Source organism: Corynebacterium sp. HMSC062E11 (assembly GCF_001811845.1).
GTDB classification, from domain to species: domain Bacteria; phylum Actinomycetota; class Actinomycetes; order Mycobacteriales; family Mycobacteriaceae; genus Corynebacterium; species Corynebacterium hesseae.
This window is the reverse complement of record NZ_KV806839.1, coordinates 161,189-172,845: the sequence shown is the minus strand read 5'-3', so window position 1 is coordinate 172,845 and position 11,657 is coordinate 161,189. Positions and strand designations below refer to the sequence as shown.

Annotated in this window: 11 protein-coding genes; 1 reads left to right on the top strand and 10 read right to left on the bottom strand. The window is 61.7% G+C overall.

All coding sequences use genetic code 11. The features are described from left to right. Positions 1-55: 55 nt before the first annotated feature. The 10 genes from HMPREF2822_RS12620 to rho all read right to left on the bottom strand — a co-directional run bounded on the left by HMPREF2822_RS12620 (position 56) and on the right by rho (position 9,394). Positions 56-871 (bottom strand): F0F1 ATP synthase subunit delta, encoded by an 816-nt coding sequence (locus HMPREF2822_RS12620; protein WP_070525181.1) that lies wholly within the window; start codon positions 869-871, stop codon positions 56-58. A gap of 6 nt (positions 872-877) precedes the next feature. Then, positions 878-1,450 carry a F0F1 ATP synthase subunit B gene (locus HMPREF2822_RS12615; protein WP_046648931.1) on the bottom strand — a complete coding sequence of 191 codons (573 nt, stop codon included), beginning with the start codon at positions 1,448-1,450 and terminating at the stop codon, positions 878-880. A 45-nt stretch (positions 1,451-1,495) separates the two neighbouring features. After that, positions 1,496-1,738 carry an ATP synthase F0 subunit C gene (locus HMPREF2822_RS12610; RefSeq protein ID WP_010187073.1) on the bottom strand — a complete coding sequence of 81 codons (243 nt, stop codon included), beginning with the start codon at positions 1,736-1,738 and terminating at the stop codon, positions 1,496-1,498. A gap of 98 nt (positions 1,739-1,836) precedes the next feature. Continuing rightward, entirely contained in the window at positions 1,837-2,649 is an 813-nt protein-coding gene (atpB, locus tag HMPREF2822_RS12605) for a F0F1 ATP synthase subunit A (RefSeq protein WP_070525178.1), read from the bottom strand. A 447-nt stretch (positions 2,650-3,096) separates the two neighbouring features. Then, entirely contained in the window at positions 3,097-3,531 is a 435-nt protein-coding gene (locus HMPREF2822_RS12600) for a Cg1360 family ATP-synthase-associated protein (RefSeq protein WP_070525176.1), read from the bottom strand. 16 nt (positions 3,532-3,547) lie between these two features. Further along, on the bottom strand, positions 3,548-4,723 hold the full coding sequence (locus HMPREF2822_RS12595) for an MraY family glycosyltransferase (RefSeq protein WP_070525174.1): 1,176 nt from the start codon (positions 4,721-4,723) through the stop codon (positions 3,548-3,550). Positions 4,724-4,733: 10 nt separating this feature from the next. Beyond that, complete coding sequence (locus HMPREF2822_RS12590) at positions 4,734-5,411, bottom strand: L-threonylcarbamoyladenylate synthase (RefSeq protein WP_070525172.1); 678 nt, start codon at positions 5,409-5,411, stop codon at positions 4,734-4,736. A 54-nt stretch (positions 5,412-5,465) separates the two neighbouring features. Further along, on the bottom strand, positions 5,466-6,389 hold the full coding sequence (gene prmC, locus HMPREF2822_RS12585; protein ID WP_070525170.1) for a peptide chain release factor N(5)-glutamine methyltransferase: 924 nt from the start codon (positions 6,387-6,389) through the stop codon (positions 5,466-5,468). Between the two features lie 24 nt (positions 6,390-6,413). Then, positions 6,414-7,490 (bottom strand): peptide chain release factor 1, encoded by a 1,077-nt coding sequence (gene prfA / locus HMPREF2822_RS12580; RefSeq protein ID WP_046648926.1) that lies wholly within the window; start codon positions 7,488-7,490, stop codon positions 6,414-6,416. Beyond that, positions 7,490-9,394, bottom strand: coding sequence for a transcription termination factor Rho (rho, locus tag HMPREF2822_RS12575; protein WP_070525168.1), 1,905 nt, complete (start codon positions 9,392-9,394; stop codon positions 7,490-7,492). Before rho ends, prfA begins: the two co-directional genes overlap by 1 nt. Positions 9,395-9,861: 467 nt before the next feature. Between rho and HMPREF2822_RS12570 the strand changes: the two genes are divergently transcribed. Continuing rightward, a complete protein-coding gene (locus HMPREF2822_RS12570; RefSeq protein WP_070525166.1) occupies positions 9,862-11,613 on the top strand; it encodes a long-chain fatty-acid--CoA ligase in 1,752 nt (583 codons plus the stop codon). Positions 11,614-11,657: the final 44 nt, after the last annotated feature.

The window sequence follows — 11,657 nt, the reverse complement described above, 5'->3', positions numbered from 1 at the left end:
TCCTGCTCTCGGTAGTATCTTCCAGCAATTACTTAATCGTTTCTGTCGTTTCGGCTTATGCCATCTGGGCGCGCAGGCGGGCAATCTTGCCTGCCGTCGAGCCGTCAATGACTTCGTCGCCGACGCGGATGGTCATACCACCGAGGAGGCTGGTGTCAACCTCAGAGTGGATGGACATCGCACGACCATAAATTTTGCCCAGCTTTTCAGCGAGTGCTGCGCGCTGGCTTTCGTTCAGCTCACCCGCAGTGGTCACGCGCGCAATGGAACGGCCCTGCAGCTGTGCCGCAGTGTCCGCCAAACCGGCGATATCATCAATCGGGTTCTGCTCCGGGCGGCCAATGGCCTGCAGCGCGAGCGCCTCAGTAACCATGGTGACCTTCCCGTAGAGCACGCTTGCCAGCAACCCAACCTTGCGGTCGGTGGTCGCAGTACGGTCTGAAAGCAGCTGGGTCAGTTCGCCTTCGCGGTCAAGCACGCGCGACAGGGAGAAGAGCTCGTCTTCCACCTGGCCCAGCTTGCCCTCAAACTCAGCGCCACGCAGCAGTGCGCGGCGGCCGAGGATGATGAGGCCACGGGCGATATCACGCGGCGTCGACCACTGCGCGGCGGTGGCCTCCTGCAGCACCTGGAGTGCAACCGGGGTGACCTTTCCGCCGAAAAGGGTCTGGGCCAGAGACTTGCGCTCCTCGGAGGTAGCGGCGTCGTCGGTCAGCGCGACACGCAGTTCGCGGTCACCGTCGAGGACGCGGACCACCTCGAAGAGGTCCTGGCCTGCCTGGGTAGCAGTCGCCACCGAGCGGTCGCCGGAGAGGAACTCATCCAGCTTGGACTCAACGGTAGCGAGTGCTTCGCGGCTAGCTGCCTTCATCGTTGCCTACTTTCCGGCCGGTGCCACAGTGTCGAGCTCGGACAGGAAGTTATCAATCGTGGAGGACTGCTTGGTGGCGTCCGAAAGTTCGCCGCCGAGCAGCTTCTCTGCCAGGTTGATGGAGTTCTGTCCGATGTCGGAACGCAGCTCAGACACGACCTGTGCACGGGAAGCTTCAAGCTGCTTCTCGCCGGCGGTCAGGATGCGACGAGACTCTTCCTCTGCAGCTTCCTTAGCCTCTGCCTCGATCAGCTTGCCGCGCTCGCGCGCCTGCTCGCGGATCTCCGCAGCCTCTGCTCGAGCATCAGCGAGCTGAGCATTGTACTTTTCCAGAGCGGCCTTTGCTTCGGCCTGCTGAGCCTCCGCACGCTTAAGGCCACCTTCGATCCGGTCTTCACGCTCCTGCAGCATCTTGTTGTATGCCGGAAGAACAAGCTTCCAGAACACAATCAGGATGATGGCGAACGGAATGATCGACCAGACCAAGTCGTACATCTTGGGCAGAAGGATGGAGTTGCCGCTCTCCAGCGGCAGGTGCTCACTTCCCTCTGCTGCAAGGTAGTAAATGACGTTGTTCATGGGGCTCCGTTCTTAAAGTTCGATTTACTTTGTGTAAAGCGCTCTTTAGAACAGGAAGCCTGCAACGAGGCCGATAAGTGCCAGGGCCTCAACGAAGGCGATACCCAGGAACATGGTGGTACGCAGCTGGCCAGCCATCTCCGGCTGACGTGCCATGCCCTCGACGGTCTTGCCGACGAGGATACCGATGCCCAGACCCGGGCCGATGGTTGCGATGCCGTAGCCGATAGCACCGAGACCCTTGAGGGTGGACTCGTCAGCGGCCTGAGCAAGAATGATTTCGTTCATGATGAAAGTCGTTCCCTTTCAATGTTTTCCCGCGAATTGTTCCGCGGGGGAAGTGGTGGTTTTGGGGTATTTAGTTAACCGCGAGGTTCGCGTTGTTGTTAGTGCGAATCTGCATGCAGCGACAGCTCGATGTATACCGCCGTCAGCAGGGCAAAAATGTATGCCTGCAGGAAGATGACGATAATTTCGTACAGCGTGAACAGAACCGCTGCGACCAGAGTGAGGCCACTCAGTGCGGTCCAACCGTTGAACTGGAAGAAGAAGAAGTTCGTTGCCGAGTACAACAGGACCAAAATGAGGTGGCCAGCCAGGAAGTTCGCCATAAGACGAAGAGCCAGCGTGACTGGACGCATGACAAACGTAGAGAAAGCCTCAATCGGCACAACAAGCACGTGCAGCAGCGGCGGCAGATTAGGAATAACCACCGAGGACTTGACGAACTTGCCGAAGCCAAAGCGCTTTGCGCCGGCGTAAATCATGGCGATGTACGCAACGACTGCCAGCACGATTGGCATACCAATACGAGCATTCGGAGAGATGTTTAGGGCTGGAACGATAGTTGCTACGTTCCAGAACAAAACACCGAAGAAGATCGTGGCCAGGATCGGAAGGAAACGGCGTCCTTCCTTACGGCCCAAGATGTCTTCTGCGATGTGAATTCGTACGAAGTCAATCGCATGCTCCGCTACGTTCTGCAATCCTTTAGGAACCAGCTTCGGGTTCCTGAAGGCGACAACAAAAAGGAGCACCAAGATAGCCGCCATAAACAGGCGGACCAGCATGATGCGATCCAAAGCGAACCAACCGTTGGCGAAATCGGCGAACAGGAGATCGACGACTCCACCATCTTCGGTTACGTGCCCCGGGAAAAATTCTGGATCCAGTTCGGGTGCGTGAAACTCACCCTTCATGGCCAATGTCGTAACGCTCAGCGTTCTCTCCCGTGTTCGGGCCACACAGCTTGTCGAAGGCTATGTGGTGCGATGGACGTCTCAAGCTCTTTGCCCTGCTCACGGACTCCGTCGCACATCAGCGTAAACAGGGCAAGGATAAACCGTACTTTTTCGGGATAGCATGACGCTAACCCGCGGTAACCCGAAGAGAATGCTATCAGTTCGCCCTCAAGTTTTCGCACGTGGGGGCAGCGTTGTGAACCTAAAGGCACAGCCCAGCGCCGTGCGGCCGCATAAAACGCCCACATTCTGCCAAAACCCTACTAAGTGTATTTGGTCACACACCCGCGTTTTCCCACCTTGACGGGGGTAATGAGCGCCCGAAGCGGCGTCATTTCGCTACACAAAAAGCCACCCTCCCGGGGTCACCGGGAGCAGTGGCTCACTGAAAAAGGTCGAGAAAGGCTAAGACACGTAAGTCACGTTGGAGGTGACCACGCCCCATACCTCAGTTCCCAACGTCACCGCCAGCGCCAGCAGCACGGTGACGAAGAGGGCCATCGTGTCGTAGAACTCTAGGTCCTTGATCAGCAACAACACCATGATGAGGATGACGACCTTAAGCAACCAGCCACCTAGGACCACAGCCATCGTGGTCGAGGGTGTCGTGCGTGCGGTAATAAGCACCGAGGCCGCGGTAAAGAGCACGAAGCCGCCGCCGATGGCCGCGCCGACGAGTACTCCCCAAATTCCGGGCACTCCGCGAACGCCACCCCAGATGGACAGGGACGCGATGGTTACGACGATAAGGCCGATGACCCCGAGACGCAGGGCGCGCTTGAGGGGGCGACGATGATCGTCGTAGGGCGAAAGCTCTTCGGAGGTCGTTGAATCAGTCACAGCCCCATACCCTACCTCAGGAAGGATCAGTTTCCAGCACCACACTGGTAGCCCGCGGCCGACGCCCAATCTTGCCCTGGCGCAGCGGAATCAGGGTCACGCCGAAGGCCACGCCAAGCGCGAGAACCGCCAAAGCCACGGCCGCAGGGGCCGGAACGATAGAAAAGGAAACGGCCCCAAACGCCACCGCGGAGACCCATAAATAAAGCACCAGTACTGTGCGTCGGTGCGTGTGCCCCAAGGAGAGCAGCCGATGGTGAATGTGCGCCTTATCCGCAGCGAAAGGCGAGCGCCCCTGCGATACGCGGCGAATGACGGCCCAGACAAGGTCCAGGACTGGAATAAAGACCGCGGCGACCACGACGATGACGGGTGACATCAACGCCACAATGTCCACGGTGCCGTACAAAGACATGTTGATCTTGCCGGAGGCAGACGTCGACGCCGCCGCAAGGAGCAAACCAATGAGCATCGCACCGCTATCCCCCATGAAGATGCGGGAGGGCTCAAAGTTGTGAGGTAGGAACCCGGCACACACACCAACAAGAGCGGCGGCGATAATCGCCGGCGGATACGCGGACACTGCACCGCCCTGGTCGTGCAGAACCGTCAGCGAGAAGACCAAGATGGCGCCGCCGGCGATCATGCCCAGCCCGGCCGCCAAACCGTCGAGCCCGTCGACGAAGTTGATGGCATTGATAAGCAGGACCGTAAAGAACGTAGTCAAGAGTGTCCCCTGGACCTGGTCCAGGATGACCGTAGTCCCATCGCCAAAAGGCAGGAAGAGAAGCGTCCACGTCAACCCCAACCCGCTCATGATGGCCGCGGCGACGAGCTGACCGATGAGCTTGACCAGAGCACTCAGCTCTACCAAGTCATCCACCACGCCCACGAGGACGATGGCTGCGGCTGACCACAGCACAGCATTCATCTCAGGCGTGACGGGCATAAAGCCGCGAGTCAAGGCTGGAAGCTGGCCTGCGAGATAGACGGCGGCCGCAAAACCCGTGAACATCGCCACCCCGCCGAGCTGCGGTGTGGGCTGGGAGTGGCTATCGCGCAGGCGAATCTCCGCCACCTGTCCGCTGCGCACTAAGAAGGTGCGCACCAGTCCGGTGGTGAGGTAGGTAAACGCCGCCGCGACAAAGATCACCAACGCTAGCTCGCGCAGCGGCACTCCGGTTCCAGCCACTGAGGTCTCCTTAAGAGGATTGGGCGCCCGGGCGGGTGCGCAAGGACTCTGCGGATACTCCGATGACCTCACCGATCTGCTCAGCGCTCAATGCGCCTTCGCGCAAAAGATAAGGGCGGGAGCCAGACAGGTCGATAATGGTGGATGGCTTGCCTACCTTTGCTTCTCCCCCGTCGAGGTAGACGGTGACGGCCTTACCCAGCTGCTGCTTGGCGGCAATCGCCGTGGTGGGTGGGGTTTGGCCGGAGATATTCGCGGAGGATACCGCCATGGGACCGACCTCGCGCAGGAGCTCGATGGCGATGGGATGCAGCGGCATGCGCAGCATCACCGTACCGCGGGTATCGCCCAAGTTCCAGGGAAGCGAAGGCGCCTGCGGCACGACGATGGATAGTCCGCCCGGCCAGAAGGCCTCGATCAGCGTTTGGGCGGTATCATCCAACGACGCGACAAGACCTTTGACGGTATCCCAGGAGCCCACGAGCACCGGTACCGGCATGTCTGGGCCGCGGTGCTTGGTGGCCAGCAGGCTAGCCACGGCGTCGTTATCAAAGGCATCGCAGCCCAGCCCGTAGAGCGTATCGGTGGGCATCACCACAAGCCGCCCCGACTTGGCCGCCTTGACGGCAAGAGCCATTCCTTCTTCGCGCTCGGCGGCGTCCGCACAGTTATAAATCTGTCCCTGCATTGGTCTCTCCTTTAATCCCGTTCTTGTCGGCTTGTCGACCAATCTTCGACCAATCTACTGTACTCCCCGCTGTGCCGTGACAAAGCGGGCGGTGCCAGTGAGATCCTTGAGCACCTCGATGTGGCTAAATCCTCCATGCGCGCGCAGGGCTTCCTGCACCTGTTGGGAGGTGTCGTCGTCGTGCTCGATGCCCACGCGGCCACCGGGGCGCAGCAGCGCAGCGATGGTCGGGATCATCGCGTTGATGGTTTCCATGCCATCTACTCCCCCGAACACTGCCTCGTGAGGATCCTGGTAGACCTCCGGTTCCAGGTCCGGGGTCTCCGGTACGTATGGCGGATTCGTCAGCACGAGGTCAACGGTGCCGTGCAGCTCCGACAAGAGGTCCGCCTCGGTGACATCCCCTTGGACCACGTGTACGGTTCCCGCCCCGCCGTGCACTGCGGTTGCGGCGTTGCGGCGGGTGTAGGCCAGGGAGGCGTCGGCAAGCTCCACCGCCCACACCTCGGCCTGTGGCACGTAGTGCGCAACGTAGAGCGCGAGCGCTCCGGACCCAGCGCACAAGTCCACGACACGGGGAGATTCCGACGAGTTAGATTCCTTTGTCCCCAACGAGTTAAGTTTCGTCATCTTCCCCGAGTTAAGTTTCGTCAGAAACTTAACTCCCCAGTCGGCGAGCACCTCCGTCTCCGGGCGTGGAATGAACACGCCCGGGCCGACCTCGAGTTCGAGAGGACCGAACCACGCGACGCCCAGGATGTGCTGGAGTGGTTCGCGCGCTTCACGACGCCCCACCAACGCCCCATAGGCCACGTCAAACCCAGGGATCGGTTGCTCGTCGAGGGGGATGTCCATGTGCCCGCGGTGGATGAGGTGGGCGGCCAACAGGCGCGCGTCCCATTCGGGTGAAGGCACCCCGGCAGCGCGAAGGCGCTCCGTGGCATCACGAAGCGCCTTCCTATAGGTGTGAAAAGTCACCGTTAATAACCGTGCCTTAGCCTTCTAGCCCTCGGCCTCGAGGCGCTCGGCGCGCTCCTGGGCCTGCAGGGCCTCGATGAGGTCGTGCATGTCGCCGTTGAGAACGGAGTCGAGGTTATTTGCCTTGTAGCCGATGCGGTGATCGGTAATGCGGTTCTCCGGCCAGTTATAGGTGCGGATGCGCTCGGAGCGGTCCATGGTGCGCACCTGGGATGCACGCTGCTCGCCGGCCTCGGCCTCGCGTGCCTCGCGCTCCATCTGATCCAGGCGGGCTTGCAGCACCTGCAGGGCGCGCGCCTTGTTCTGGATCTGGGAGCGCTCCTTCTGACAGGTCACCACCAGGCCCGTGGGCAGGTGGGTAATGCGCACGGCGGAGTCGGTGGTGTTCACGCCCTGGCCGCCCTTACCGGAGGAACGGTAGACGTCAACGCGGATGTCCTTGTCATCGATGTTGACTGCTTCGACTTCTTCCGGCTCCGGGTAGACCAGCACACCGGCTGCGGAGGTCTGGATGCGGCCCTGGGACTCGGTCACCGGAACGCGCTGCACGCGGTGGACGCCGCCCTCAAACTTGAACACGCTCCACGCGCCATCACGAGACGGGGTCTTGGATTTGAAGGAGATGGACATGTCTTTGACGCCACCGAGGTCGGACTCGTTGAGGCCCAGGACCTCCCACTGGAAGCCGGCCTTGTCGGCGAAGCGCTCGTACATGCGGGCTAGGTCGCCAGCGAAAAGTGCTGCCTCTTCGCCGCCGGCACCGGCCTTGATCTCCATGATGATGTCCTCAGAGTCCTGCTCATCGCGCGGAGCAAGCAGATCCGCGAGCTTCTCCTCCAGTTCCACGACGAGCGGTTCGAGGCGCTCAACCTCGGGCTGGAACTCGTGGTCCTCATAGGCCATCTCTTTGGCGTCGGCCAGGTCTTGGCGGGCCTGGACAAGTTCATCGTTGACAGCAACGATGGGGCGCAGTTCAGCGTAGCGCTTGGACAGCTTGCGGAACTGCTTCTGATCTCCGGCTACGTCCGGGTCAGCCATCTGCATCTCGATGCCCTGGTACTCGGAGACGATGTCATCAACGAGGGAAACCTGGTTCGACATTATTTGTAGTCCTCCTCATCCATATCTGCCGCCATGGGCGCAGACGAGGCCACCTGCATGAGGAATTCGCCGTTGGAGCGGGTCTTCTTGAGCTGCTTGATCAGCAAATCGATGGCAGCAAAGGAATCCAGGCCGGAAAGGATGCGGCGCAGCTTGGTCATGATGCGCGCCTCCTCCGGAACCAGGAGGAGTTCGTCCTTGCGGGTGCCGGACGGGTTGACGTCCACGGCCGGGAAGATGCGGCGCTCGGAGATGGCGCGGTCGAGCTTGAGCTCGGCGTTGCCGGTGCCCTTGAATTCCTCGAAGATGACCGTGTCACCGGTGGAGCCGGTTTCCACCATCGCGGTGGCGATGATGGTCAGCGAGCCACCGTTTTCGATGTTGCGGGCAGCACCCAAGAAGCGCTTCGGCGGGTACAGGGCGTTGGAGTCGACACCACCGGACAGGATGCGACCGGAAGCCGGGGAGGAGTTGTTGTAGGCGCGGCCCAGGCGGGTGATGGAATCAAGGAGGACGACGACGTCCTTGCCCTGCTCCACCAAGCGCTTGGCGCGCTCGATGGCCAGCTCCGCCACGGAGGTGTGCTCTGACGGCGGGCGGTCAAAGGTGGAGGCGATGACCTCACCGTTGACGCTGCGCTGCATGTCCGTGACCTCTTCGGGGCGCTCGTCCACGAGGACCACCATGAGGTAGCACTCCGGGTTGTTCGTGGCGATGGCGTTGGCGATGTTTTGCAGGATCGTCGTCTTACCGGCCTTCGGCGGGGAGACGATCAGCGCGCGCTGGCCCTTACCAATCGGCATGATGAGGTCGATGACGCGGGTGGTGAGGATCTTCGGGTCCGTCTCCAAGCGCAGGCGCTGGTTCGGGTAAAGCGGGGTGAGCTTGGAGAAGTCCGGGCGGTCCTTCGCAGTCGACGGATCCAGTCCGTTGACGGTGTCGACCTCCACCAGCTGGTTGTACTTGCGGCGGTTGCGGCCGTTGCCGTGGGTGTGGGTCGGGCCAGAAACCTTGACCTTGCCGGTCAGCGCGTCGCCGGAGCGCAGCCCCAGGCGGCGCACAAGGTTGTTGTTAACAAAGACATCGGAGCTGGCCGCGCGGTAGCCGGTGGTGCGCAGGAAGGCCACGTTGTTGTCCACGACCTCCAGGATGCCGCCGACTACCTGTACTTCATCGCCCTCGCGGATCTGCAGATCGTTGCCGCCATTGCCGCCACCATCACGGTCACGCCCGCGGCGGTTACGGCGGTTGCGGCGGTTGCGGCGGCCGCCACCATTGTTGTCATCGTCGTTGCGGTGGTTGTCGCGGCGGTTATTGTTGTGGCCGCCACCGTTGCCGCCATTGCCGCGATCGCCGTTATCGGAGTTGTTTCCACCGCGGGACTGGTTGTCCTCGGATTTGCCGTTATTGTCCTCGGCACCGTTGTTGTTCCCATTGCCGTTACCCTTGGCCTCTTCGCGGGCCTCGCGCTCCTGGCGGCGGGCGCGGTTGCGGCGGGCGCGGCGAGCCTGGGAGCGGGACTCGTAACGGTGCTCGTCGTTACCGTCGTTGTGCTCGGACTTATCAGCCTTGTCAGATTTGGCAGCTTCATCATTCTGCTGCTTCGGCTGGTCCTGCTTGCGCTTCTTATCCTGCTCCGGCTGCTCGGACTCCTGGTCAGCGGCGCCGGCAGGGCGAGAAGCCTTGCGGGTAGCGCGGCGCGGCTGTTCGTCCTTCTTGGGCTCCGCTTGGGCAGCGGCCTTCGCGCCGCGTGCTGGCACCTGGCCGGTGGTCAGTGCGGTGATGAGATCCCCCTTGCGCAGTCCGGAGACGCCGCGAAGTCCGCGCTCCGCAGCCAGCTTGCGCAATTCCGGCAGCTTCAGGGACGCGAGATCCTGTGCTGCGGTCTTGTCCGTATCGCTCACGGATATCCTTTCGTCGCTTCACCAACGCGCGCCGTCTATTCAGCCGCACCCGCACTGTGCGTGGTGCCGCTCCACGTGGGCGTTGGAAGCCAGTGTGTAATTGAGATGGTCCGCCGCCACCAGCGAGTTCACGCAACCGCGATCCCCGTGGGCGGTGGTTTTCTTTGGCTCTCCCCCCTCTCCGGCCCTGCGGAGCAGAACGTGAAGAACTCCTTGCAGAACTCCGAAAAGAACTCAAGGAAGCGGCCGCGGGTCAATCGCGGGGAGATATTTTAAGAAGGCGACTGCGAGCGTATCTCTACCCTCTCATTGCCGCGCGCACCGTTGGACTGCCATGAGTTTTTCACCGCAGGTGTGCGCACCGTGGAGGGAGCTCGGAGGTGCGAGGAAGGCTTTCCCCGCCAGTCGCGAATAACTATACCGCATCCATCCACCGCGCTCACACTGACACGGCTAAAGTGGTGCGCATGCTCTCCACAATGCAGGATATCCCGCTGTCCCTCACCCGCATCCTGGAGTACGGCTCCTCCGTCCACAGCCAAACCCAGGTAGTCACGTGGCACAGCGCCAATCCCGGCAACGAACGCGAAGAGACGACCTTCGCCGATATCGGTGCACGCGCCGCCGCTTTCGCCCACGCCCTGCATGACACGCTCGGCATCACCGGTGATGAACGCGTGGGCTCCCTGATGTGGAATTGCGCAGAGCACCTCGAAGTACTTTTTGGCACTGCCTGCAAGGGAGCGGTGTTTACGCCGCTCAACAAGCAGCTCATGAATGATCAGATCCGGCACATCATCAACCACGCCGAGGTTCGCGTCATCGTCGCAGATGCCCGGTTAGCGGAGCAGCTCGCGCGCGTATTGGACGGCGTGGAGTGCGTGCGCGCGGTGGTATTCACGGGCGTCGACAAGCCCAGCATTGCCCTGCCGGACAACGTTGAGGTGTATAGCTACGAACAGCTTCTGGATGGGCGCTCCACCGTCTACAACTGGCCGGTGTTGGATGAGCACACCGCTGCCGCCCTGTGCTACTCCACTGGCACCACCGGCGCGCCGAAAGGTGTGCTCTACTCGCACCGCGCCCTGTTTTTGGAAGGGATGCAGTTGCGCTCTTCCGACTCCCTGTGCGTGACCCATGGTGAGACCTTCTTGTGCTGCATCCCTATCTATCACGTGTTGAGCTGGGGCGTTCCCTTTGCGGCGTGGATGACGGGCACGCCGCTGGTGCTTCCCGACGCCGACGTCTCCCCCGCTACCCTGGCCAAAATCATCGCCGCCACCTCCCCGCGCGTGGCGCATGGCGTGCCCACCATTTGGATTCAGCTCTTCGTGCACTACCTCAAGAATCCGCCGGAGCGCATGACGCTGACGGAGATTTTCGCCGGCGGATCGCCCGTCCCGCCGCAGCTCATCAAGAGCTGGGAGGAGCGCTATGGCGTGGACGTGGTTCACGTGTGGGGCATGGCGGAAACCACCACGGTGGGTACCGTGGCGCGCCCGCCCTCAGGCGCCTCGGGTGAGGCCCGGTGGGCCTACCGCATTTCCCAGGGGCGCTTTCCTTCCTCCCTGGAATACCGGGTGGTCAATGACGGCCACGTGGTCAACACCACGGACCGTAATGCCGGCGAGATCCAGGTGCGCGGCAACCTGGTGACCGGCTCCTACTATCACTCACCCACCTCAGAGGACGGCGGCGCCGCCCACGAATTCCGCGGGAAGGACGTCGAAGATGCGGCCTCCAAGTTCACGGCCGATGGCTGGCTGCGCACTGGTGACGTCGGATTCGTCAACGAGGATGGCTTCCTCACCGTGGAGGATCGCGCGCGCGATGTCATCCGGTCCGGCGGCGAGTGGATCTACTCCGTTCAGTTGGAAAACCTCATCATGGCCAACCCGGTGGTGCTCGAATGCGCCGTCATTGGCTACCCCGACAAGCAGTGGGTCGAGCGCCCGCTGGCCGTCACCGTGCTCGCCGCGGATATCAGCCCCACGATTGAGACCGCCGAGCGCCTGCGTGACGGGATGCGCTCCGAGCTGCCCTCCTGGATGTTGCCGGAGTACTGGACCTTCGTAAAGTCCATCGACAAGACCTCGGTGGGCAAGTTCGACAAAAAGGATCTTCGTGCCCATCTTGCCGAGGGCGCCTATAACATCATCCGGCTGAAGGGCCCGGGCGAGGCGCAGCGCCTCAATACCGAAGAGGGCTCACCGCAATAAAGGGGCCGAGCGACTATAGATCTGCTATTACTCCGGCTAAAGTG